The 23544-nt window shown below is 48.2% G+C and carries 21 protein-coding genes, 1 other RNA gene and 1 other annotated feature; of the genes, 2 read left to right on the top strand and 20 right to left on the bottom strand.

Features of this window, described 5'->3' with window-relative positions:
• Nucleotides 1-10 precede the first annotated feature (10 nt).
• From ruvX to cymR, 12 genes are all read right to left on the bottom strand, one after another.
• Entirely contained in the window at nt 11-430 is a 420-nt protein-coding gene (ruvX, locus tag QMZ64_RS03745; RefSeq protein WP_003183918.1) for a Holliday junction resolvase RuvX, read from the bottom strand.
• 6 nt (nt 431-436) lie between these two features.
• Nucleotides 437-703, bottom strand: a complete 267-nt coding sequence (locus QMZ64_RS03740) for an IreB family regulatory phosphoprotein (protein WP_003183920.1) — start codon at nt 701-703, stop codon at nt 437-439.
• A gap of 83 nt (nt 704-786) precedes the next feature.
• Complete coding sequence (gene alaS / locus QMZ64_RS03735) at nt 787-3423, bottom strand: alanine--tRNA ligase (RefSeq protein WP_023855375.1); 2637 nt, start codon at nt 3421-3423, stop codon at nt 787-789.
• Nucleotides 3424-3769: 346 nt separating this feature from the next.
• Nucleotides 3770-4828, bottom strand: a complete 1059-nt coding sequence (locus QMZ64_RS03730) for an AI-2E family transporter (protein ID WP_020452397.1) — start codon at nt 4826-4828, stop codon at nt 3770-3772.
• A gap of 87 nt (nt 4829-4915) precedes the next feature.
• Entirely contained in the window at nt 4916-5047 is a 132-nt protein-coding gene (locus QMZ64_RS03725; protein ID WP_003183926.1) for a YrzQ family protein, read from the bottom strand.
• A gap of 15 nt (nt 5048-5062) precedes the next feature.
• Nucleotides 5063-5254: a hypothetical protein gene (locus tag QMZ64_RS03720; RefSeq protein WP_016885531.1), complete on the bottom strand. Its 192-nt coding sequence runs from the start codon at nt 5252-5254 to the stop codon at nt 5063-5065.
• 15 nt (nt 5255-5269) lie between these two features.
• On the bottom strand, nt 5270-5734 hold the full coding sequence (locus tag QMZ64_RS03715; RefSeq protein ID WP_265626116.1) for a PRC-barrel domain-containing protein: 465 nt from the start codon (nt 5732-5734) through the stop codon (nt 5270-5272).
• Between the two features lie 88 nt (nt 5735-5822).
• A complete protein-coding gene (gene recD2 / locus QMZ64_RS03710; RefSeq protein ID WP_301441132.1) occupies nt 5823-8219 on the bottom strand; it encodes an SF1B family DNA helicase RecD2 in 2397 nt (798 codons plus the stop codon).
• A gap of 51 nt (nt 8220-8270) precedes the next feature.
• On the bottom strand, nt 8271-8921 hold the full coding sequence (locus QMZ64_RS03705) for a tetratricopeptide repeat protein (protein ID WP_243942870.1): 651 nt from the start codon (nt 8919-8921) through the stop codon (nt 8271-8273).
• A gap of 94 nt (nt 8922-9015) precedes the next feature.
• Nucleotides 9016-10134 (bottom strand): tRNA 2-thiouridine(34) synthase MnmA, encoded by a 1119-nt coding sequence (gene mnmA / locus QMZ64_RS03700; RefSeq protein ID WP_265626114.1) that lies wholly within the window; start codon nt 10132-10134, stop codon nt 9016-9018.
• A 105-nt stretch (nt 10135-10239) separates the two neighbouring features.
• Nucleotides 10240-11379: a cysteine desulfurase family protein gene (locus QMZ64_RS03695; RefSeq protein ID WP_265626113.1), complete on the bottom strand. Its 1140-nt coding sequence runs from the start codon at nt 11377-11379 to the stop codon at nt 10240-10242.
• A gap of 20 nt (nt 11380-11399) precedes the next feature.
• A complete protein-coding gene (cymR, locus tag QMZ64_RS03690; protein ID WP_023855382.1) occupies nt 11400-11816 on the bottom strand; it encodes a cysteine metabolism transcriptional regulator CymR in 417 nt (138 codons plus the stop codon).
• Nucleotides 11817-12257: 441 nt separating this feature from the next.
• Between cymR and QMZ64_RS03685 the strand changes: the two genes are divergently transcribed.
• Nucleotides 12258-13523 carry a replication-associated recombination protein A gene (locus QMZ64_RS03685; RefSeq protein ID WP_265626111.1) on the top strand — a complete coding sequence of 422 codons (1266 nt, stop codon included), beginning with the start codon at nt 12258-12260 and terminating at the stop codon, nt 13521-13523.
• A gap of 146 nt (nt 13524-13669) precedes the next feature.
• Here QMZ64_RS03685 and QMZ64_RS03680 read toward each other — a convergent pair whose 3' ends face one another.
• The 5 genes from QMZ64_RS03680 to QMZ64_RS03660 form a co-directional block, all read right to left on the bottom strand.
• Nucleotides 13670-14434, bottom strand: a complete 765-nt coding sequence (locus QMZ64_RS03680; protein ID WP_243942861.1) for a tRNA threonylcarbamoyladenosine dehydratase — start codon at nt 14432-14434, stop codon at nt 13670-13672.
• A gap of 153 nt (nt 14435-14587) precedes the next feature.
• A non-coding RNA gene (ssrS, locus tag QMZ64_RS03675) (6S RNA) lies at nt 14588-14784 on the bottom strand.
• 68 nt (nt 14785-14852) lie between these two features.
• On the bottom strand, nt 14853-16631 hold the full coding sequence (aspS, locus tag QMZ64_RS03670; protein ID WP_265626109.1) for an aspartate--tRNA ligase: 1779 nt from the start codon (nt 16629-16631) through the stop codon (nt 14853-14855).
• Between the two features lie 14 nt (nt 16632-16645).
• On the bottom strand, nt 16646-17920 hold the full coding sequence (gene hisS / locus QMZ64_RS03665) for a histidine--tRNA ligase (protein ID WP_265626108.1): 1275 nt from the start codon (nt 17918-17920) through the stop codon (nt 16646-16648).
• An 80-nt stretch (nt 17921-18000) separates the two neighbouring features.
• Nucleotides 18001-18240, bottom strand: a binding site (T-box leader).
• A 54-nt stretch (nt 18241-18294) separates the two neighbouring features.
• Nucleotides 18295-18459 carry a YrzK family protein gene (locus QMZ64_RS03660; RefSeq protein ID WP_023855388.1) on the bottom strand — a complete coding sequence of 55 codons (165 nt, stop codon included), beginning with the start codon at nt 18457-18459 and terminating at the stop codon, nt 18295-18297.
• 142 nt (nt 18460-18601) lie between these two features.
• On the opposite strand from QMZ64_RS03660, the gene QMZ64_RS03655 reads away from it, so the two are divergent.
• Nucleotides 18602-20173 carry an N-acetylmuramoyl-L-alanine amidase family protein gene (locus tag QMZ64_RS03655; RefSeq protein ID WP_265626105.1) on the top strand — a complete coding sequence of 524 codons (1572 nt, stop codon included), beginning with the start codon at nt 18602-18604 and terminating at the stop codon, nt 20171-20173.
• 29 nt (nt 20174-20202) lie between these two features.
• Here QMZ64_RS03655 and dtd read toward each other — a convergent pair whose 3' ends face one another.
• From dtd to QMZ64_RS03640, 3 genes are all read right to left on the bottom strand, one after another.
• Nucleotides 20203-20646, bottom strand: a complete 444-nt coding sequence (gene dtd / locus QMZ64_RS03650) for a D-aminoacyl-tRNA deacylase (RefSeq protein WP_265626104.1) — start codon at nt 20644-20646, stop codon at nt 20203-20205.
• 13 nt (nt 20647-20659) lie between these two features.
• Nucleotides 20660-22861 carry a RelA/SpoT family protein gene (locus QMZ64_RS03645; protein WP_023855390.1) on the bottom strand — a complete coding sequence of 734 codons (2202 nt, stop codon included), beginning with the start codon at nt 22859-22861 and terminating at the stop codon, nt 20660-20662.
• 169 nt (nt 22862-23030) lie between these two features.
• Nucleotides 23031-23543: an adenine phosphoribosyltransferase gene (locus tag QMZ64_RS03640; RefSeq protein ID WP_154995795.1), complete on the bottom strand. Its 513-nt coding sequence runs from the start codon at nt 23541-23543 to the stop codon at nt 23031-23033.
• Nucleotide 23544 lies beyond the last annotated feature (1 nt).

Here is a 23544-nt window from a genome sequence, read left to right as displayed (position 1 = left end):
CTTAATCACCTCATGAGTTTAGGCTGTCGAGATATCCTTGAAGGATCATCACGGCCGCCATTTTATCTATTACTTTTTTTCTTTTCTGCCTGCTTACATCTGCTGAAATCAGCATTCTTTCGGCCGCCATTGTCGAGAGGCGCTCGTCCCAAAGCACGACGGGAACTTGAAACGTTTCTTCAAGCACTTCCGCGAACTTCTGGCTCGCCTCCCCCCTCGGGCCGACGGTTCCATTCATGTTTTTGGGAAAACCGAGTACAATCTTGTCAATTACATAGTCTTTCGTCAATTCGGCGAGGCGGTTCAAGCCGTAGTCACCGCCCGCCTCGTCGATTTTAATCGTTTCTATCCCTTGAGCCGTCCAGCCCATTTCATCGCTCAACGCTACGCCGAGCGTTTTCGAACCTAAATCCAGACCTAATATTCGCATGCTTGTTTACGCCTCTTTATGCTGTTCTAAGTACGATTTAACCAATTCTTCGATTATCTCGTCTCTTTCTATTTTCCGAATCAGGTTACGTGCATCTCGATGCCTTGGAATGTAAGCGGGATCTCCTGATAGCAGGTATCCGACAATTTGGTTGATCGGGTTGTAGCCTTTTTCCTGAAGCGCATCATGGACGGTTATCAGCACTTCATTTACATTGGTTTCCATCGAATCGTCGGAAAAGTTAAATTTCATCGTCTTATCAAATGAGCTCACCGTTTTGCACCTCTTTCCCAAATTCGCAGGCAAAGTTTCAGCCTGATTACCTTCTAATCACCATTCTACACCACAACGGCTATTTATAAAACGGATTTTACCCATTCTTCCGCAGATGCTAATGCTTCAGCAAGCCGCTCAGGCTGTTTTCCCCCCGCCTGCGCCATGTCTGGACGGCCGCCTCCGCCGCCTCCGCATGCTTCTGCGACTTGCTTGACAAGCTTGCCTGCGTGGAAACCCCGCTCTATTAAATCTTTTGTAACTCCGGCGGAAATATTCACTTTTTCGTTTTGAACCGCCCCGAGAACGATGACGGCTGAGCCCAGTTTCGCCTTCAGATCGTCAACCATTGTGCGCAGGTGATTCATATCTTTGGCATTCACTTTTTCTGCGAGCAGTTTGATTCCGTCAATTTCTTTTACTTTTTCTAAAATCTCTCCGGCTTCTTTATTTCCCAGTTTCGCCAATAAAGATTCGTTTTCTCTCTGAGCTTCTTTCAGATCAGACTGGAGCGCTTCGATCCGTTTCGGCACTTCCTTCACATTGGTTTTCAGGACTTCTGCCGCCTGCTCGAGAAGCTCCAGTTTGGCGTTCATCTCTTCATAAGCGCCCTGCCCAGTTACCGCTTCGATTCTGCGGGTGCCGGCCCCGATGCCTGATTCGGACACGATCTTAAAGAGACCGATTTCAGCCGTGTTTCTCACGTGGCAGCCTCCGCACAGCTCGATGCTGTAGTCGCCAACTTGAACGACGCGGACGATGTCTCCATATTTTTCGCCAAACAGCGCCATGGCTCCCATCGCTTTCGCTTCATCAATCGGTTTTAAGTCGATTTGCACAGGAATCGATGCCCAAATTTTCTCGTTCACTTTTGTTTCTATTTGTTCGAGTTCTTCCTTAGTCACCTGTCCAAAGTGAGAGAAGTCAAAGCGCAGACGGCTGTCAGTGACTAGCGAGCCGGCCTGGTTGACATGCGTACCGAGCACATCTTTCAGCGCCTGGTGAAGCAAATGTGTCGCGGTATGGTTTTTGACGATGTCTTTTCTTAGCCGCTCCGTGACTTCTGCGGTCACGCTCATGCCTCTTTTAATTGCGCCGCTTTCTACGATCCCTTCATGCAGGTTCTGGCCGTTCGGCGCTTTTTTAACGTCTGTGACGCGAATCGCGGCATCCCCGCTTTTAACCCAGCCTCTATCACCGATTTGTCCTCCGCTTTCAGCATAGAACGGGGTTTTTTCCAGGATAAACTGAACCTTCTTGCCTTCTTGAACGAGGTCGGCAAGTTCCCCGTCTTGAAGAAGCTCGGCGATTTTCGTTTCCGTTTTGATATCGGAATAGCCGATGAATTCGCTTTTTGTCATGATATCGCGGAGAGCGCCGCCTTGAACCTGCATGCTGCCGACGTCCTGGCGCGCCTGCCGGGCCCGTTCGCGCTGCTTGTCCATCTCGCGCTCAAATCCGTCATGATCGACTTCCATGCCTTCATCTTCGGCGTATTCTTCGGTCAGTTCAACAGGGAATCCATACGTATCATACAGTTTAAAGACATCTTCCCCGGAAATGATGCGGTTTCCTTTTGCTTTTTCCTTTTGAATCACTTCTGAGAGAATCGCCAAACCCTCGTGCAATGTTTCATGGAAGCGTTCTTCCTCTGTTTTGATGACTTTCGCGATAAAGTCCGCTTTTTCTTTGACTTCGCCGTAGAATGCGGCCATGATGTCGGCAACTACCGGCACGAGCTCATACATAAACGGACGGTTAATATTGATGGACTTCGCATAGCGGACAGCGCGGCGAAGCAGCCTTCTGATGACATAGCCGCGCCCCTCGTTTGACGGAAGCGCTCCGTCGCCGACCGCAAACGCAGCCGTTCGAATATGGTCAGCCACAACCTTAAATGCCGTATCTTTTTCAGCAGATGTGCCGTATTTTTCTCCTGAAATGGCTTCTGTCGCCTTGATGATCGGCATAAACAAATCCGTATCATAGTTCGTCTTGGCATCTTGAATAACAGATACCATCCGTTCAAGACCCATCCCCGTATCGATGTTTTTCTTCGGAAGCGGTGTGTATGTTCCGTCAGGATTGTGGTTGAACTCGGAGAACACAAGATTCCATACTTCAAGGTAACGCTCGTTCTCCCCGCCCGGGTAAAGTTCCGGATCAGACGGGTCATTTCCATAATCTTCACCGCGGTCATAGAAAATTTCGGTATTCGGTCCGCTCGGGCCTTCGCCGATATCCCAGAAGTTCCCTTCCAGTCTGATGATCCGTTCCTCAGGAACGCCGATTTTTTTTGACCATAATTCATAAGCTTCGTCATCTTCCGGATGGACCGTGACTGACAGGCGTTCGGGATCGAAGCCGATCCATTTTTGATCGGTTAAAAATTCCCAGGCCCACTCGATCGCTTCTTCTTTGAAATAATCGCCGATCGAAAAGTTCCCGAGCATTTCAAAGAACGTATGGTGGCGGGCTGTTTTCCCGACATTTTCAATATCGTTCGTCCTGATTGATTTTTGAGCGTTGCAGATGCGCGGATTCTCCGGCACAACCCGTCCGTCAAAATATTTTTTCAGCGTCGCAACTCCGCTGTTGATCCAAAGCAGGGAGGGATCTTCATGCGGAATAAGAGAGGCGCTCGGTTCAACGGCATGCCCTTTTTCTTTAAAAAAATCTAAAAACATTTGGCGCACTTGTGCGGATGTTAATGTCTTCATTATTTTTTTCCTCCTTTAATGATGCACATGCAAATTAAAAAGCCCCCGCCCTATGCAAACAACGTTTACACAGGGACGAGAGCTCCTCTCGCGGTACCACCCTGATTATGGGCGTAACAAAACGCCCATCACCTTGATATCCGAATAACGCCGGATGAAGACGGCAGGTTTTCGCCTGCACTCAGGATTAGCTTCTACTGATCTTCTGTTAAAGCTCTTTCACCGCAATGGAGCTTCTCTCTATCAAACAGGGCTTCAGTATACTCGGATCCGTCAAACGAGATACGTATGTATGTCTATTTCGAAATTATAGACAACGGAAGCCGTTATGTCAAACTTCTGCCGCTCACGCTTTTCTTGCCGCTAAAAAATGGACGAACATCACTTTGATAACGGCCATGACAGGCACAGCGAGAATCATGCCGATGATGCCGGCAAGCTCCCCGCCCGCCAGCAATCCAAGCATAATGACGACGGGATGCATATGCAGGCTTTTGCCGACAACAAGAGGGCCGAGAATATTGCCTTCGATAAACTGCAGCACCAAAATTGTAATGATCACTACGAAAACGAGCCTCGTCGATAAAGCGGCAGCTACCATGACGGCGGGAATCGCGCCGATGACGGGACCGAAATACGGGATGACATTTGTCGCGCCGATGACAAGGCCGAGGATCAGCGGATAGGGCAGGTCAAAAAACCAAAATGACAGGCTCGCTCCCAAGCCGATGACAAGACAGACAAAAAGCTGCCCTCTGATGTAGTCTCCAAGAGAATCATCGACATCGCGGATGAATTCGCTGCCTCTCGCCCTCCATGAAGAAGGCGTCAAATACCATACCGCCTTCTTCATCGTATCAATATCTTTCACCATGTAGAATACTAAAAAAGGAATAATCGCAGCCACGAGCATATAATCAAAAACGAACCGGATGCTTCTGATCGTCCGTTCCACCCAGCTTGCTACGAATTCTTCCGTCTGATTGACAAATCTGTCGATCCTGTCGTGCATACCGTCGGGCCAGCCGTCTGTATGATGATGCAGCTGATCCAGCATGCTTTCGTAAGATGCGGCAAGAAACGGAATTCCCTCTGATAGCTCTGTCAGCTGTTTAATGAGAATCGGCACCCCTTTGTAAAAGGCGTAGCCGAGACCGGCAAAAAACAGAACATAAATCAGCAAAATACTCAATGTTCTCGGCACGCCTGCCCGGTGTATCTTTTCAACGACAGGCAGAAGCAGATAGGTGATAAAAACCGCAATCACAAGCGGGATCAGAATCGACTTCAGCAGCACGCAGACAGGCTCCCAAATCATTCTCAGCTGCAAAAAGATATAGACGGTTAATAGCAAAAGCATGAAGATCGAGACCCACATTAAAAGCTGCAGCGGTTTTTTCAGCATTTTTTTCACCCCTTGTTAGCTTTTGATTTCTGCTTGTAATTATTCCCGAAGAAAAAAGGGACACCCTTTTAAGGGTATCCCTTCTGCTTAAAACATTTTCATGACGCGTCTTCTCAGCTTTCTCATGTTTCGCTTGTTCATCATATCGTTCTGAGACGCCATGTAGTACATCAAAGCCCCGGCTCCTAAAGAAATGAGAGAAGTCATTGTACGATTCAACTTTCTAACCTCCATTCAAAGGTTAATCGTTCGTTCGTCATCTGAAAACAGATCGTCCAGGCTGCTCAATGTTCCGTCCTCTTCGACTTGATGAGTCGAAATTTTTCCTTTTGAAAGGGTCAGCTCAATAAAGCATCCCCAGCAGTAATATTGATTTACACCGATTTTGCCGATGTTTTTGCTTTTGCAATTCGGGCAAACGAGCATTTGAACACACACCTCTTATTCGTTCAAGACGATTGTGCTTCTGCCTACTTCAAGCGGTTCTCCAGATGAGTGAATCTGCTTTTTGTCGCCTGACAAATCGGCAAAAAAACCGTCTGATAGTTCATATGCTACGATTATGCCCGTGTCGGAAGAAAAGTATACATCTTCCAGCATGCCCAGCGTGTCTCCTGCTCCGTTTTTGACCATTTTTTGTTTCAACTGGTCATAAGAAAGACTCTGCTTCGGAATTTGCATCGGCTTGAATTCGGTGAAATCAACGTATACGCCGTCACGTCCGATTTCGGTGACAGCGGGAAGCGGAAGAAGCGAACGGGGATTGTAAAAGCGCCGCTTCTCTTCCATAATCAATCCGAGACATGTCCCTTCGTGAGAAAAACAGATATCTGTTACCATCCCAAGCGGGAGGGAAGATTGTCTGTCGTAAACATTGAGTCCTTCCAGCTCATTGCATGTTCTCAAAGTGTGATCAACCACCTTTTTACGAACATTCTTATGATCTGCTGTTGCGACGCGACTCATACGATGAAATGGATTCCATGAAAAACACTTATTCTGCTTCCTTTTCCATAAATTCAAAAGGTGTAATGCCTTCCATCCCGATATTGGCGTCATAGACGCTGAAAGGCAGCTCTTTTTGCAGCGCCATGAGTTCTTCATCCTCTTCATGCGCCGCCTGCTGAAGCCTTCTTTTAAGCGATGTCTGCCTTTCCGATGATTCTTTATTTTTCACGCCCCATTCAAGGGCTTCTTCTTCCCCGCACAGAATCAGGAATTTCTTGCTTCTTGTGATGGCCGTGTACAGCAAGTTCCTTCTCAGCATCCGGTAATAGCTTTTGACGACCGGAAGGATGACGATCGGAAATTCGCTGCCCTGCGATTTGTGGATCGAACAGCAATAGGCGTGCGTAAATTGGTTAAAATCTTTTTTTGTAAAGGTGATTTCATTCCCGTCGAAAGAGACGACGGCCATGTCTTCTTTTTCCGTATTTTCTTTTGCATAAAAAATCGAAACAATCTCACCCATGTCACCGTTAAACACGTTGTGTTCCGGCTGGTTGACGAGCTGGAGCACTTTATCGCCGGTACGGTACACGACATCTCCGTACTTCATTTCCCTGCCTTTCGGCTTCGGGGGATTCAGTATGCCCTGCAAAAGCGCGTTTAACTCGTTGATGCCGGCCGCTCCTCTGTACATCGGAGCCAAAATCTGAATATCCCTGGCCGAATATCCTTTTTGCAGCGCGTTTTTGACGACTTTTTCGACGACTTCTTTAATCTGCTGCTGGCGGCAGCGAATGAAAGAACGGTCTTTTGTCGGCGCGGTCAAGTTTTCCGGAAGCTTTCCTTGTTTCATTTCATGCGCCAGTTCAACGATTGAAGAGCCTTCAGCCTGCCTGTAAATATCGGTTAATCTGACAGAAGGAATGACATTCGATGCCAAAAGATCCCTTAGCACCTGTCCGGGACCGACGGACGGAAGCTGGTCTTCGTCTCCGACCATAATCACCTGTATCCGGTCGGGAATCGCCTTGAACAATTGGTTGGCGAGCCATATATCAAGCATGCTCGTTTCATCAATGATGAGCAGCCGCCCTTCAATCGGATTGTCCTCATCGTGCGTAAATCCTTCGGCTCCATTCCAGCCGAGAAGCCTGTGAATCGTCACGGCCGGCAGCCCGGTCGACTCACTCATCCGCTTAGCGGCTCGGCCGGTCGGTGCTGCCAGCACAAACGGAAACGTTTCATCCTTTTTGTAATCAGCCGGATTTAAGCTTAAGCCGTGCAGCTCGCTGTACAACTCGACGATTCCCCTGATGACGGTCGTTTTCCCGGTTCCCGGTCCGCCCGTCAAAAGCAGCATCGGCGACATCAGCGCTTTTTGAATCGCTTCTTTTTGGCTTGGCGCGTACTGCACTTTCATCCGTTCTTCAAGCTCCCCTAAAGCGAGCAGGAATTCCGATTCGGGAAACTGGTCATCGTATTCGGTCTGTCCGGCGATTTTCTGCACCCTTTTGGCAAAGCTTTGTTCAGCGTAGTAAAGGGACGGATAGTAACACCTTTCATCTTCAATGAACAGCTCTTTTTGCTCCCCTAAAGAAATGATCGCGTCGGCCACATCCATCTCGGTTACTTTTTCATCACCTGCAGACTGATTTAACAGTTTTTGCGTCTCGATGATGAGCTGTCTCGTGTCTATGTACGTATGTCCTTCTTGAAGGCATGTCGCTTCAACCGTGTATAAAATCGCCGCCTTGATCCGCTCTTCATGTTTGCCTGAGATCCCCATTCTGCCGCCCAGTTCGTCTGCCTTGATAAAGCCGATTCCTTCGACATCCTTGACAAGCTGGTACGGATTTTCGCGGATTTTATCAAGCGTTTCCGCTTCGTACGCCTGATAAATTTTCATGGACAGCTGGGGGCCGAAACCGAATTCGCTCAGGGAGATCATAATCTGCTCGAGCCCCTGATGCTGCTGCAGGGCAGCGGCAAGCTTATCCGCCTTTTTTTTGGAGAGCTTCGGAACATCATACAGGACGGCGCCGTCGCTTAAAATTTTGTTGATCGCACCTTCCCCAAGCTTTTTGACAATTTCCTCGGCCGTTTTCTTGCCGATTCCTTCAAATAAATCGCTGGCCAAGTATTGGATCACGCCTTCTTTCGTTGTCGGCACTTCTTTTTTAAAATGATCCGCTTGAAATTGCAGGCCAAATTTCGGATGGGAGGCGGTTTTTCCGTAAAAAGTGTAGATATCATCTTCATGGATCAAAGGAAAGTAACCGGTGACAGAAACGGTTTTGTCTTCAAAAGACTCCGATGTTTCTGCCACTTTTACTTTTAATACGGTATACAGGTTTGTTTCATTATGATAAATGACAGCCGCAACCGTTCCTTTTACAAATGAAGCTTCTTCCATTTCGATTTGGTCCGGGTTATGGTGCTGCATCACTGTTCTCCCCCTCTCCATTCAAAATCCGTCATGACGGCCTTTAATCAATCAAGCTTCTTCCAAAAGCTGCTTGGCGCGAATGCTGAGCATATGGTCCGGCTGAATGTCCAGCGCTTTGTTCAGCATGGCAAGCGCTGTTTCCCGATCTTCCTTAAACGCATAGGCAACGCCTAAATTATAAAAAGCATCTGCATGGGACGGGTCGCGCTCAGTTACATTTGAAAACTCCGTGATCGCTTCGTCCAGCATCCCTTCATTGGCAAGGCACATCGCATATTGAAAACGGGCTTCGACATCCGCATCGTTCAGCTCAGCGGCCCTTTGCAAATACGGCATCGCGAGCTTCGGCCGCTCAAGCTTCATAAGCGTCGTTCCGAGCATATAATATAAGTCGCTGTTTTCCATGCCCGTCCGATGCGCTTTTTCAAACATGTCCTTCGCTTCTTGATACCGCTCTTTCATGACATAGACATTCCCGGCTCCATAATAAGCTGCTCCCGCTTTCTCGTCCAAAGCAGCCGCCCGGTCGTAAAACTTAAGCGCCCTGTCCAGTTCCCCGACTGCTGAAAGCAGATTGGCAAAGTTGATATAAGGCACCGGATCACCGCTGTTTTCATCAATTGCCTTTGTAAAGGCTTCTGCGGCTTTTTCAAAGTCGCCTTTTTGCATAGCATCTATTCCAATTTGATTGTAATCCAAAAGCCCTCTCCCTTTCACGAACTATTTTAAAAAGGCCGCCGACATTGCCGGCAGCCGTTCGAGAAGCTCCGGGGTGTTATCCAGAGCCCCGGTTTTATACATACCAAAGTTGTTGTCCGTCTTTAAACACATCATCAATCGTTCCGCCGCCGAGGCATTCTTCGCCTCTGTAAAAGACAACCGCTTGTCCCGGCGTAACGGCGCGGACCGGCTCTTTAAAGACAACCTCTGCTTCATCTGTCCCGGTCATTCTGACAGTGACTTCGTGATCAGCTTGGCGATAGCGGAATTTGGCCGTGCAGGTGAGCTCGTCTTCGCCGCCGAAGACGCCGTCATGCACAAAGCTTACGTTTGTCGCCGTGATCTTATCGGAGAAAAGAAGCGGATTGTCGAATCCTTGGTCAACATACAAGATGTTTTTTTCGAGGTCTTTTCCGACGACGAACCAAGGGTCTCCGCTTCCGCCGATGCCAAGGCCGTGCCTTTGTCCGATCGTATAGTACATTAAACCGTCGTGGCGGCCTTTGAATTCGCCTTCCATCGTCCGCATATCTCCCGGCTGTGCTGGAAGGTACTGGCTGAGAAACGTTTTGAAGTTCCGTTCTCCGATAAAGCAGATGCCTGTGCTGTCTTTTTTGGCAGCTGTCGCAAGCTCCGCTTCTTTTGCGATTTCCCTGACGCGGCTTTTTTGAAGCTCGCCGATCGGAAACAGCACTTTGCTTAACTGCTCTTCTGTCAGCTGGTTTAGAAAATAGGTCTGATCTTTATTTTCGTCAAGCCCTCTGAGCATTTTAACACGCCCGTCCGAACGGTCGACCCGCGCATAGTGGCCGGTGGCCAAATAATCGGCTCCAAGCGACAAAGCGTGCTCCAAAAAGGCTTTGAATTTAATTTCTTTGTTGCACATCACATCCGGGTTCGGCGTTCTGCCCGCTTTATATTCATCAAGGAAATATTGAAAAACCTTTTCCCAATACTGCTTTTCAAAATTCACCGCATAATACGGAATCCCGATTTGATTACATACCTTTATAACATCTTCGTAATCTTCCGTCGCTGTGCAAAAACCGTTCTCATCTGTGTCATCCCAGTTTTTCATGAAAATTCCGATGACATCATAGCCCTGCTCTTTCAAAAGCAAAGCCGCGACAGAGGAATCAACGCCTCCGGACATTCCGACGACCACCCGTGTATCTTCAGGCCGCTTCGCCATTTTCATCAACTCCAATAAATCAATTCAAAAACTTGTCCTTTCAGATCATATCATCATTTTCTGGCAAGATGCGAATCTTTAGCTCGGAGCGTCGCTTCCCGACATTTATGACAGGCGCTGAACAATTGCCGCAAGTTCTTGCGCGGCGCGCTCCACTTGCTCCTCTGTATTGCCAAAGCCGAAGCTGATCCGAATGGATGACGTCAGCCGATCGTCTTCCTCGCCAAACATGGCGGAGAGAACATGAGACGGAAGCACAGATCCGGCCGTGCACGCCGATCCGCTCGATACTGCAATTCCCGCCATATCGAGATTGACGAGCAGCGATTCAACAGATACTCCCGGAAAGTACAGATTCAAAATATGCGGCAGGCTGTGCTCTCTGCTGCCGTTCACATCGAAGGAGACGCCATCTGCTTCCAGCGTACGAATGACGATGTCTTTAAACCGGCGGTAAAGCGCCGATTTTTCTTCTCTTTCCTGACCTGAGAGCAAAACGGCTTCACCGAGTCCCGCGATTCCCGGGACATTTTCCGTTCCCGCCCGGCGTTTGCGTTCCTGCTCTCCCCCGAAAAGCAGCTGGCTGAGCTTCACGTTTTCGTTGACGTATAAAAAGCCTGTCCCCTTCGGCCCGTTCAGTTTATGTCCGGAGACTGACATCATATCGATGCGGCTCTTTTGCACATCAATCGGCAAAAAGCCGAAGGCTTGAACCGCATCTGTATGAAACAGCGCCCGATGGTCTTTTAGCAGATCGCCGATCTCATCTATCGGCTGAATCGTTCCCACTTCATTGTTTCCATACATCACCGTCACCAGGATGGTATCGTCCCGCAGCGCGTCTTTCACCTGCTCGGCGGAGATTCTTCCGCTTTTGTCGACATCAAGATATGTGACGTCAAATCCCATTTCTTCAAGCCTGTTGCACGTATGCAGAACGGCGTGGTGCTCGATCTTTGTCGTGATGATGTGGCGGCCCTGCTGCTCTCTCGCCAGCGCGGTTCCGAGAATCGCCATATTGTCGGCTTCGGTTCCTCCGCTCGTAAAAACGATTTCATTGGAATGCGCTCCGATTTCCCGAGCGATCAGCTCCCTCGTGCCGTCAAGCCACTTTCGGCTCTCCCTTCCAAAGGAATGAATGCTTGAAGGGTTTCCGAAGTTTTCCGTTAAGTAAGGCAGCATTTTTTCCACTACCCGGGGGTCAGTCGGAGAAGTCGCTGCATGGTCTAAGTAAATCCGTTCCATCCTACCATTACACCTCGATCTTAAATGTAAAACATATACGCTTCTTGCTCGCCCTCTGTATAGCTGGCCAAGTCTTCAAGCGTCGTGGAGTCCAGCACTTCCTTGACAGCATCGCGAATCTTGATCCACAGTTCGCGCTTTGCAGGCTCCTCATTTTCAAGCACTTCCACCGGGCTAATCGGTCCTTCCAAAACGCGAATGATATCGCCCGCCGTAATCGCCTCAGGCTCGTCACCCAAAATATAGCCGCCGTACGCGCCGCGGATGCTCTTCACAAGCCCTGCGTTCCGCAAAGGTGAAACAAGCTGTTCCAAATAATGTTCCGATAAATCGTTTGTCTGAGCAATACTTTTCAAAGAAGTCGGGCCTTCCCCATGCTTTTTAGCAAGCTCAATCATAATCGTCAGCCCGTATCTGCCTTTAGTTGATATTTTCAAAATAAACACCTCTAACCTATAATAAATCAAGCCTTCAGGACGAAGGTTCTCGGCGTTTTTCGCAGGACGCGATAGCCTTTAGCCGAGTCTCCTTTCTCACCAGGACGAAGCTACTCGGCGTTCCTAGCAGGAGGTAAAAGCGCGCAGCCGAGTCCCGTTCGGACGCAGGAGGCGTCCGGCACTTCCTATCAAGGCATAAGCCGATCTCCAAGATGAAACACCGGTGCAAGCCGGCTGTCGGTTTCATGCATCTGTTATATATAAAAAACTCGGTTGGGGCAAGGTTCCGGCCTTGCCCTTCTGATAGATTACAGGTTATTATAGCACACTTTATATAAACTTTCATTTTCAGCCCTATATTCAGCTTGCCATATTCATTTCTTTTCTAATCGTCTTTTTTCCGTTACTCTATAAAAAGAATACATTCGGGAGAGATCAATCATGAAACCACTCGCATTTCGAATGCGCCCTACAAAAATCGAAGAGGTTCTCGGCCAGGATCATCTGGTCGGGGAAGGAAAGATCATTCATCGGATGGTGCAGGCCAAACACCTCTCATCGATGATTCTGTACGGCCCCCCGGGCATCGGCAAAACGTCGATCGCCACGGCGATTGCCGGCAGCACAAGCATCGCTTTCCGAAAGCTGAACGCAGTCATCAATAATAAAAAGGACATGGAAGCCGTTGCCGCCGAAGCCAAAATGTCGGGGCAGGTCATCTTAATTCTTGATGAGGTGCACCGGCTTGACAAAGGCAAGCAGGACTTCCTCCTTCCGTATTTGGAAAACGGTATGATTATCATGATCGGGGCGACGACAGCCAACCCGTACCATGCGATCAATCCGGCGATCAGAAGCAGAACGCAGATATTCGAGCTGCACTCATTAGACTCTGAACAAATCAAAGCGGCCATTAAACGGGCGCTTGAGGATGAACACAGAGGCCTTGGTTCGTATGATGTTGCCCTCGATGATGAAGCGCTTGACCATTTGGCCCGCAGCTGCGGCGGCGATGTCCGCTCGGCTTTGAATGCGCTCGAGCTTGCCGTATTGTCCACAAAGGAAAACAGCGAAGGAACCATCCGCATTACATTGGAAATCGCAGAAGAATGCCTGCAGAAAAAAAGCTTTGTCCACGACAAAGATGGAGACGCGCATTATGATGTCATTTCCGCTTTCCAAAAATCGATTCGAGGCTCTGATGTCAATGCTGCACTTCATTACCTGGCAAGGCTCATTGAAGCGGGGGATTTGGAAAGCCTTGCACGGAGGCTGCTTGTTATCGCCTATGAAGATGTCGGCCTGGCGAGTCCGCAGGCTGGAGGAAGAACGCTTCAAGCCATTCAAACGGCGGAACGAATCGGATTTCCGGAGGCAAGGATTCCGCTCGCCAACGCCGTGATCGAGCTTTGCCTGTCCCCTAAATCGAACTCGGCGATCCTTGCGGTTGACGAAGCGCTAGCAGACGTCCGCTCCGGAAAGATCGGCGATGTGCCGAACCATTTAAAAGACGCCCACTATAAAGGAGCCGCAGAGCTTGGCAGAGGCGTCGAATACAAATATCCGCACAATTACGAGAACGGCTGGGTCAAACAGCAGTATCTGCCTGATCAGCTGAAAAACAAAGTTTACTATCAGCCGAAGCAGACAGGAAAATTTGAGCTCGCGCTGAAACAAGTATATGACAAGCTGATGAAACAAAAATAATAAACAGCCTGTTCCCTTTTCATATGGGGGACAGGCTGTTTTTCTTTACACTAAGCTTTAAAGAATGACAAAATCCCAAAACGACTTTTAGTTTTGGGATTTTGCCAACAATCATAAACGACAGCACCTTTGCCGTCGTTTTTGTATTACTTATCTTTCACCCTTTTGATCGGAATATCTTTCAAAAGCTCCATGATCACATGGCCGCCCATGATCAAGCCTGCGACTGACGGAACAAAAGCGTTTGAAGACGGCGGCATCTGCGCTTTGCGGATTTTCGCCTCGTCATTTCCGACGACTTGGCGTACGTCTTCGCGGATCACGATCGGGCTTTCGTCAGAAAAGACGACTTTAACGCCTTTCGTAATGCCTTCCTTGCGCAGCCTCGTCCTGATGACTTTGGCAATCGGATCAGTGTGGGTTTTAGAAATATCGGCCACTTGGAACCTTGTCGGATCTGTTTTATTGGCCGCTCCCATGCTTGAAATGATGTTGATGTCCCGCTTCAGGCACTCTTTCATTAAGTGGATTTTATAATGAATCGTGTCTGACGCGTCGATCACATAATCCGGTTCATATGCAAAAAACTGTTCATACGTCTCTTCGGTATAGAACATTTTTAGAGCGACGACATCGCACTCCGGGTTAATATCGGCGATTCTCTCTTTCATTAAGTCAACTTTCGGCTGTCCGACCGTTGAAAGTAAAGCCGGCAGCTGACGGTTGACATTCGTGATGTCAACATCATCTTTATCGACCATCACGATTCTGCCGACACCAGAACGGGCGAGCGCTTCCGCGGCGAAAGAGCCGACCCCGCCGACGCCTAAAACGGCGACCGTGCTGTTTTTTAAAATATTTAAACCTTCTTTTCCAATCGCTAATTCATTGCGCGAAAACTGATGTAACAAGAATCTCACTCCATCTTTATTAACAGTTACCGATAGTATCTTATCATAATCGGGTGATTAAACAAGCGGTCTATTTCATTTTCCCGTCATATTTTTTCGCTTCGCCTCATAGATTATCCTATGTATGGCCGAAAAAGGCCTTTTCAAGCACAAAAAAGTCCCGATTGTGCCGTTGTCGTATTCCTTCGTTTTGATCCCGCTCTCGGCAGGTGGGTGTTCTGTTCCAAACTTTGCAAGTCCTCCTGAGCACACGAGTGATAAGAGGCATTTGCTCCATTTGGAAACGTCGAACTCCCAAGCAAAAAAATGTTCGGTCAAAACTAGGTGTACAACAAACACATCAGGACTTTATTTGTTAAAAATGATATCATACGTCCCTTTGATTTTCAATGGGATGTACAGCCGTATATTTTACAATTTACTGTCGAACTTTGCGGTTGATTGACAGGTGCAGCTCATCGAGCTGGGCGCTGTCCACTTCGCTAGGTGCTTCCATCAACAGACAGCTTGCGCTTGCCGTTTTCGGGAATGCGATCGTATCTCTCAGGTTGGTGCGGCCGCTGAGCAGCATCACAAGCCGGTCAAGGCCGAGCGCGATTCCGCCGTGCGGGGGAGCCCCGTATTCAAACGCTTCAAGCAGGAAGCCGAACTGTTCTTTCGTCTCTTCCTCAGATAAGCCCAGAAGCGCAAACATTTTCTCCTGAACATCTTTTTCAAAAATACGGATCGATCCGCCGCCCAGCTCATAGCCGTTTAAGACAAGATCATAGGCTTGCGCTTTCATGTCTTCCGGATTCGTGTCGACCAGATCAAGGTCTTCCCGGACAGGCATCGTGAACGGATGGTGCGCAGCATAGAAACGTCCTTCTTCTGAATCATACTCAAGAAGCGGCCAATCAATGACCCATAAAAAGTTGAACAAGCTTTCATCGATCAGATTCAATTCTTTTCCGAGCTTTAAGCGCAGCGCGCCGAGCGCGTCATTGGCGACTTCCAGCCGGTCTGCGACAAAGAGGATGAGATCCCCTTCTTTGGCGTCAAGCGTTTCAATGAGCGCCTGCTGTTTTTCGTCCTGGAAGAACTTCGCAATCGGGCCTTTCAGTCCGTTCGCTTCGGCTTTCAGCCATGCCAGCCCTTTCGCCCCGTAGTTTGCTGCGAATTCGCCAAGTGCGTCAATGTCTTTCCGCGAATATTTAGATGCAGCGCCTTTAACATTTATCGCTTTAACGGCGCCTCCGTTTGCCACAGCTGACGCAAACACTTTAAAATCGGAATCCTTTACGCTTTCTGATACATCGGTTAACAGCATGTCAAAGCGGGTATCCGGTTTGTCGGATCCGTAAAGATTCATCGCATCCTGATAAGACATTCGCGGCAGCGGCAGGGAAATGTCCACACCGTGCGTTTCGAGCATGACTTTCGCCATCATTTCTTCAGCGAGCTTCATGATGTCTTCCTGGCTCATAAATGACATTTCGATATCGATCTGCGTAAATTCCGGCTGGCGGTCGGCGCGCAAATCTTCGTCCCTGAAGCAGCGGGCGATTTGATAATAGCGGTCAAAGCCGGATACCATCAACAGCTGCTTGAAAAGCTGCGGAGACTGCGGCAGCGCGTAAAATTCGCCTTCATGGACACGGCTCGGTACGAGATAGTCGCGCGCTCCTTCAGGCGTTTTTTTTGTCAACACTGGTGTTTCAATATCGATAAAGCCGTTGTCGTCAAGGAAGCTGCGGACGGCTTTTGTAACATTATGCCGCATTTTTAAGGTGTTGAACATCTCCGGACGGCGCAAGTCGAGATAGCGGTGCTTCAACCTGATGTCTTCAGACACTTCTGAAGCCTGGTCGCTGATCGCAAAAGGCGGCGTTTTGGCCGCACTCAGCACATTGACCGATTCCGCCTGGATTTCGATTTTTCCGGTTTTCAAGTTCGGATTGACTGTTGCTTCTTCACGGGCAACGACTTTTCCTGTAATGTCAAGTACATATTCACTGCGGATGCTTTCAGCTGTTTCAAGGGCAGCTTTGGAAACGTCGGGGTTAAATACAACCTGCACAATGCCGGTGCGGTCTCTCAAGTCAATAAAAATCAAGCCTCCGAGATCGCGTCTTTTTTGAACCCATCCTTTTAAAACGATGGATTCTCCGATCGCCTTCTCCGTTATTTCGCCACAATAATATGTTCGTCCAAACAAAGCGGTCCTCTCCTTTAACTTTCAGTGTTTGTTTTCAAGAAACGGATGAATTTATCAAGGCCGATGGCCTGTTGATCTCCTGTTTTCGCATCTTTGACATTTATCTGATTTTGGTTCAGTTCATCCTCGCCCAAAACAGCGATATATTTCGCATTGAGACGGTCGGCCGATTTAAACTGGCCTTTCATTTTTTTCTGTTCATAGTCGATTTCGGCGGAAATCCCTGCTTCTCTCAATTTATATAGGAGGGATACAGAATAGTCTTTGGCTTTGTCGCCAAGTGTCACGATATAGCAGTCAATGCCTTCATCCGCTCCGACTTTCACATTTTCCGCGTCCAGTGCGGCGAGAAGGCGTTCGATGCTCATCGCAAAGCCGATGCCAGGCGCTTTCGGTCCGCCGAACTCCTCGGTAAGGCCGTCATAGCGCCCTCCGCCAGCAAGCGTCGTAATCGCTCCGAAGCCTTCGGCATTGCTCATGATTTCAAATGCCGTGTGATTGTAATAGTCAAGCCCTCTCACCAGATTCGGATCGACCTCAAACGCAATGCCGATGCCGGTCAAATATTGCTGCACTTTCGCAAAATAGGCTTTGGATTCTTCATTTAAGTAGTCAAGAATCGAAGGAGCCGTTTTCAGCAGTTCATGATCCCTGTCTTTTTTGCAGTCCAGAATCCGCAGCGGATTTTGCCGGAGCCGTGTTTGACAGTCTGAACAAAACTCGTCGATCCTCGGCTCGAAGTGACGGATCAGCGCTTCTCTGTGAGCGGTTCGGCTCTCTTTGTCGCCGAGGCTGTTAATGACCAGCTTCAAATTGCTGAGACCCGCTTTCCGGTACACGCTCATCGCCAAGGCAATGACTTCTGCGTCAATCGCCGGGTCGTTCGAACCGATCGCTTCGATGCCGAATTGATAAAATTGGCGGTAGCGGCCCGTCTGCGGCCTTTCATAGCGGAACATCGGTCCGATGTAGTAAAGTTTCGTCGGCTGAACCGGATTAGCAAAAAGTTTGTTTTCCACAAAAGAGCGTACTGCAGATGCAGTGCCTTCAGGGCGAAGCGTCAGGCTTCTTCCTTTTTTGTCTGCGAATGTATACATTTCCTTTTGTACGATATCAGTCGATTCTCCCACCCCGCGGGAAAATAGTTCTGTATGTTCAAAAATAGGCGTCCGGATTTCTTTATATTGATACGCATGACACGTTTCTCTCGCAATCTTTTCGACGTATTGCCAGCGTTCCGATTCTCCTGGGAGAATATCTTGTGTTCCCCTTGGAATATTAAATCCCATTTTTAAATCCTCCTCATGACTTAAATGCTTTTTTTCATTTATGGAAATAAAAAAACCCCCGAACCTACTATAAAACCAATAGTAGGGACGAGAGTTATACCCGTGGTGCCACCCTAGTTGGAACGATCAACCCGTTCCCGCTCATGCCTTTAACGCAGGTTCACGTCCGCCGCCTAATTGCTCGCATGCTCTGCCGGGCTTTCAGCGGGAAACCTTCGGAGTGTTCATTCAGTCAAGATACCATGCAGACCGCTTTCAGCCCAGGGCGGTTCCTCTCTTTTCACGTACTCTTGCCTACTATTCTCCATCTTCAGTTCAACTCATATGTACACTAATTTATATTATAATACGAGTGTTAAGTGTGCATGTCAACCCTATTTGCGGTTCTTTTTATTCTGAATTGATTCTTTGGACGCAAGCCCCAGCTCAGTCGCCGTTTCTTCCATAAAGCCGGCCTGCTCCGGGTCCGCATGATCCTTTAGATGCAGATTCGCATCTTGCTCATGGATCGCTCTGCCCATTCTTTGATTATACCTCATGCAGCAACATCCTTTTGATATCTTTTTTCTATAGTATAAACAAATCATTTTCATTTTATTAAAAAAACGGCAAGGAATATACGATATAGAAGAAGAAGTAGTGTTCCAAGTTTTTTACCGAAAGGAGGAGATGGGTAACAATATGAAAAAAAGAACCGTATTGATCCTCTCGATGATGCTGGCAGCACAAGCAGCCTTTTATACATCGTCAAACACAGCTTCTGCAGCCATCGGGGAAGCCGTGATTGCCACCGATGAAATCAATGTCAGGAGCGGGCCCGGACTGAGCCATGAAATCGTCAGCGTCGTCAGCCGGAATGAAAGCTATCCGATTCTCGAAGAGCGCGGGGATTGGGTTCAGATCCAGCTGAACGGCGGACAAAAAGGATGGGTCGTATCGTGGCTGATCAAGAAAAAAAGCCAAGTCTCCAACGGCTCTGATTCAGCGGCGGGAAAAGTCACATCTTCCGAAGCAAACCTGAGAATCAGAAAAGGCCCCGGCACTTCATATGAAGTCCAAGGCGTATTCCCTGAAGGAGAACAGGCTGACCTGCTAAAGACCGACGGAAAATGGATGAAGATTTCCTATCAGAACATCACTGGCTGGGTCCATTCAGACTATGTCAATCAAGGTTCCGGCGCGAAACAGTCTCAATCGTCTTCATCACATGCTTCATCAACAAAATCAGGAACGGTCGGCGTATCCACCTTAAATGTCAGAAGCACAGCTTCCCATCAAGGACGGATTATTGCCACGCTCCAACGGAATGCAAGTGTGGCGATTTTAAACGAACAGCACGGCTGGTATGAAATCGAGTTTAATGGTCAAAAGGGCTGGGTCGCAAGCCACTATATTCTCGAAGGAACCAAACAGAAAAGCGGAACTTCGGAAACAAACAGCGGCTCCGGGTCAAAACAGCAGGCCACCATCGTGTATGAAGGCACAAATGTTAGAAGCGGGCCTTCGACATCCTCATCGATCGTCAAGCGCGCGGGGAAAGGCGAATCTTACCCGATCGTCTCTGCAAAAGGCGACTGGTATGAAATCAAACTGTCAAACGGCGATTCCGCCTATGTGGCAAACTGGGTCGTTCAAACCGCTGACCAGTCAGGCTCAGCCGGAGATTCAAAAAACGAAGCACCGCCTTTGGCAAAGCGGTCAAGTGCGAGCGGCACAATCAAAAACAAAACGGTTGTCATCGATGCCGGACACGGCGGACATGACAGCGGGACAATCGGAACGCAAGGGACGCTGGAAAAACGGCTGACCATCAAAACGGCAACGCTTCTTGCCGCGAAACTGAGAGCCGATGGCGTCAACGTCTATATGACGCGGAATGACGATTCTTTCGTCAGCCTTCAGTCGCGGGTCGCGACCTCTCACTACCGAAACGCCGACGCTTTTATCAGCATTCATTATGATAGTTTTGCAAACGCGTCCGTAAGGGGAAATACCGCTTATTACTACAGCCCGTCCAAAGACCGGAAGCTCGCAGCAGACGTGCAGTCCGAGATCGAAAAACACTCGCCTCTGCCAAGCCGCGGCGTATTATTCGGGGACTACTTCGTATTAAGAGAAAATAAACAGCCGGCCGCATTGTTTGAACTCGGCTACTTGAGCCACCCTCAAGAAGAAGCGGTTGTCAGCACGAACGCTTACAGAGAAAGAGTGACAGACGGCATCAGAAGCGGCCTGGAAAACTATTTTGACTAATATAAAAAAGCTCCCAAATGGGAGCTTTTTTATGCTTTCGAATCCATAATAAAGGTGACGGGGCCCGAATTTGTCAGCTTGACATCCATCATTTCGCCAAATCTTCCCGTTTCGACAGCGACGCCTTTTGCGCGAAGCATGCTGTTCCACTCCTCGTACAACTGAAGCGCCTGATCGGGCTTTGCCGCTTTTGTAAAATTCGGCCGTCTCCCTTTTTTCGTATCGCCGTACAAGGTAAACTGAGAAACCGATAAAACGGAGCCTTCGACATCTAAAAGCGACAGGTTCATCTTTTCGCCTTCATCTTCAAAAATTCGCAGATTGACTAGCTTTTCCGCCAAATATGCGGCATCTTCGCTCGTATCTTCATGTGTCACGCCGACAAGCACCATTAAGCCGAGACCGATTTGACCGACAGTCTCGCCTCCTACCGAAACGCTTGCATCTGTGACACGCTGAACAACTAATCTCATGACGCTTTTCCTCCTAATTCATCACCCTGCGCACGGAGTAAATATCTTTGATCTGTTTGATCCGTTCAACCACTTTATGCAAATGATTAATATTTTGAATGAAGATGGCCATATGGATCGTCGCCACTTTATTGCGGTCAGATTTACCTGAGACAGATGAAATATTCGTTTTTGTCTCATTAACGGCCTGAAGAACTTCATTAAGAAGGCCGCGGCGGTCATAGCCGAGAATTTCGATTTCGACGTTATATTCTTTTCTCCGCTGCGTCTGCGGCTCATGCTCCCATTCTACTTGAATCAGCCGGTCGAGCGCTTCATTTGTTAAAACATTCGGACAGTCCTCGCGATGGACGGATACACCGCGGCCTTTTGTAATGAATCCGACGATCGGATCTCCCGGAACGGGGTTGCAGCATTTTGACAGTCTGATCAAAAGGTTGTCAACACCTTTGACGCGAACGCCCGCTTCGCGTTTTTTTCCTTGGTAAGGTTTCGGTTCAGGCGTTACGTCTTGAACGCTTTTCACCTGTTCTTCTTGATCTCTAATCTTCCGTTCTTTTTCCGTCAGACGGTTTGCAACTTGAGCAGCTGTAATGCCGTTATAGCCGACTGCGGCATACATGTCTTCTTCATTGGCAAAATTGAATTTGTCGGCGACTTTCTGCAGATTCTCGACTGTTAAGACGTCCTTCACTTCAAAGTCCAGGTTTTTAATTTCTTTTTCAACCAGTTCTCTGCCTTTTTCGACGTTTTCTTCTCTACGCTGCTTTTTAAAGAACTGGCGGATTTTATGCTTAGCCTGAGATGTCTGCGCAAGGTTGATCCAGTCCTGGCTCGGACCGTACGAATGCTTGGACGTCAGAATTTCTACGATATCCCCTGTCCTCAGCTTGTAATCAAGCGTGACCATTTTGCCGTTTACTTTCGCCCCGATCGTTTTATTGCCTATTTCTGAATGGATCCGGTACGAAAAGTCGATCGGCACGGAGCCTGACGGCAATTCAATGACGTCTCCTTTCGGTGTAAAAACGAACACCATGTCGGAAAACAAATCGATTTTTAGAGATTCCATAAATTCTTCGGCATCGCTCGACTCATTTTGAAATTCCAAAATTTCGCGGAACCAGGAAAGCTTTTTATCAAAGCTTGAATCTTCATTGACATTTTTGCCTTCTTTGTAAGCCCAGTGGGCCGCGATTCCGTATTCCGCAATTTCGTGCATTTCAAACGTCCTGATCTGGACTTCCAGCGGATCCCCCTTCGGACCGATGACGGTGGTGTGGAGCGACTGGTACATGTTCGGCTTCGGCATTGCGATATAGTCTTTAAATCTGCCCGGCATCGGCTTCCAGCACGTATGAATGATGCCTAGAACCGCGTAGCAGTCCTTGATGCTGTTGACGAGGATGCGGACTGCGAGCAAGTCGTAAATTTCGTTGAATTGCTTGTTTTGCATCGCCATTTTTCTGTAGATGCTGTAAATGTGCTTCGGCCGGCCGGAAAAGTCCGCTTTAATATTGACCTCTTCGACGCGGCTTTTCACTTCGTTTACGACCTCTTCGACGTACAATTCCCTTTCGGCCCGCTTTTTCTTCATCAAATTGACGATCCGGTAATATTGCTGCGGATTTAAATACCGTAAAGCGGTATCCTCAAGCTCCCACTTTATTTTTGAAATCCCAAGGCGATGAGCCAGCGGAGCAAATATTTCAAGCGTCTCATTTGAAATTCTGCGCTGCTTTTCCTGCGGCAGATGCTTCAAGGTTCTCATGTTGTGAAGGCGGTCCGCCAGCTTGATCAAAATGACGCGGATGTCCTGAGCCATAGCCACAAACATTTTCCGATGATTTTCTGCCTGCTGTTCTTCCTGTGATTTATATTTAATTTTCCCGAGCTTCGTGACGCCGTCGACAAGCATCGCAACTTCTTCGTTGAATGCTTCCTTTAAATCTTCAAGCGTTACGCTCGTATCTTCCACCACATCATGGAGAAATCCTCCCGCTATTGTGGCAGGGTCCATTTCCAAATCGACGAGGATACCCGCGACCTGGATCGGATGGATAATATACGGCTCGCCCGATTTGCGGTATTGTTCGCGATGTGCGTCTTCCGCGTACTGATAAGCCTTTTTTATAAAAGCAACATGTTCATCGGAAAGGTAACTTTTCGCCTTCTCAATGACTTGCTCAGCGGTTAATACTTGTTCGTTCGCCATGGAATCACCTTTTTTATAATTGAAAACTGTATTGTAATTATTATCAAGAAAAATGTCACAGATGTAAAGAGAAGAAATTCAAAAGGACTTTTGCCGATCCCGGAATACTATATGAATAGGAAAAAAAGCACCCGCTTTTGATGAGTGCTTTTTATAGTATAAATTTTGTTTAGTATTGCATCAAGGTTAAAATATCATATCCGTCCAGTTTATTTCTTCCTTCAAGATATGTCAGCTCGATTAGGAAAGCGATTCCGGCTACGACGCCGCCGAGCTCTTCAACCAGCTTGATCGTTGCTTCGATCGTCCCGCCGGTTGCAAGCAGGTCGTCAGTGATCAAGACGCGCTGCCCCGGTTTAATGGCATCTTTATGGATGGTCAGGACATCTTTTCCATATTCCAATCCGTAGTCGACTTTGATGACTTCGCGCGGCAGTTTGCCTTCTTTGCGGACAGGCGCAAATCCTACCCCAAGCGAATATGCGACAGGGCAGCCGATGATAAATCCTCTCGCTTCAGGCCCCACGACAAGATCGATCTGTTTTTCTTTCGCATACGTTACAATTTGATCTGTCGCGTAGCGATAGACATCGCCTTTGTCCATCAATGTTGTAATATCTTTAAATTGTACGCCTTCCTTCGGGTAATCCGGCACAATTGTCACATACTTCTTCAAATCCATC

This window comes from Bacillus sp. LB7, from assembly GCF_030449715.1.
Taxonomy (GTDB): Bacteria; Bacillota; Bacilli; order Bacillales; family Bacillaceae; genus Bacillus; species Bacillus paralicheniformis.
This window is presented reverse-complemented; position numbering and strand designations above follow the sequence as displayed.

What these genes read in the sequence shown, in the direction of transcription:
- ruvX (WP_003183918.1), bottom strand. Translation starts at nt 430, where the DNA reads ATGCGAATATTAGGTCTGGATTTAGGTTCGAAAACGCTCGGCGTAGCG.
- alaS (WP_023855375.1), bottom strand. Translation starts at nt 3,423, where the DNA reads ATGAAGACATTAACATCCGCACAAGTGCGCCAAATGTTTTTAGATTTT.
- QMZ64_RS03730 (WP_020452397.1), bottom strand. Translation starts at nt 4,828, where the DNA reads ATGCTGAAAAAACCGCTGCAGCTTTTAATGTGGGTCTCGATCTTCATG.
- QMZ64_RS03720 (WP_016885531.1), bottom strand. Translation starts at nt 5,254, where the DNA reads ATGCTCGTTTGCCCGAATTGCAAAAGCAAAAACATCGGCAAAATCGGT.
- recD2 (WP_301441132.1), bottom strand. Translation starts at nt 8,219, where the DNA reads ATGCAGCACCATAACCCGGACCAAATCGAAATGGAAGAAGCTTCATTT.
- mnmA (WP_265626114.1), bottom strand. Translation starts at nt 10,134, where the DNA reads ATGGCGAAGCGGCCTGAAGATACACGGGTGGTCGTCGGAATGTCCGGA.
- QMZ64_RS03695 (WP_265626113.1), bottom strand. Translation starts at nt 11,379, where the DNA reads ATGGAACGGATTTACTTAGACCATGCAGCGACTTCTCCGACTGACCCC.
- QMZ64_RS03685 (WP_265626111.1), top strand. Translation starts at nt 12,258, where the DNA reads ATGAAACCACTCGCATTTCGAATGCGCCCTACAAAAATCGAAGAGGTT.
- hisS (WP_265626108.1), bottom strand. Translation starts at nt 17,920, where the DNA reads ATGGGATTTAATATTCCAAGGGGAACACAAGATATTCTCCCAGGAGAA.
- QMZ64_RS03660 (WP_023855388.1), bottom strand. Translation starts at nt 18,459, where the DNA reads ATGAGGTATAATCAAAGAATGGGCAGAGCGATCCATGAGCAAGATGCG.
- QMZ64_RS03655 (WP_265626105.1), top strand. Translation starts at nt 18,602, where the DNA reads ATGAAAAAAAGAACCGTATTGATCCTCTCGATGATGCTGGCAGCACAA.
- dtd (WP_265626104.1), bottom strand. Translation starts at nt 20,646, where the DNA reads ATGAGATTAGTTGTTCAGCGTGTCACAGATGCAAGCGTTTCGGTAGGA.
- QMZ64_RS03645 (WP_023855390.1), bottom strand. Translation starts at nt 22,861, where the DNA reads ATGGCGAACGAACAAGTATTAACCGCTGAGCAAGTCATTGAGAAGGCG.
- QMZ64_RS03640 (WP_154995795.1), bottom strand. Translation starts at nt 23,543, where the DNA reads ATGGATTTGAAGAAGTATGTGACAATTGTGCCGGATTACCCGAAGGAA.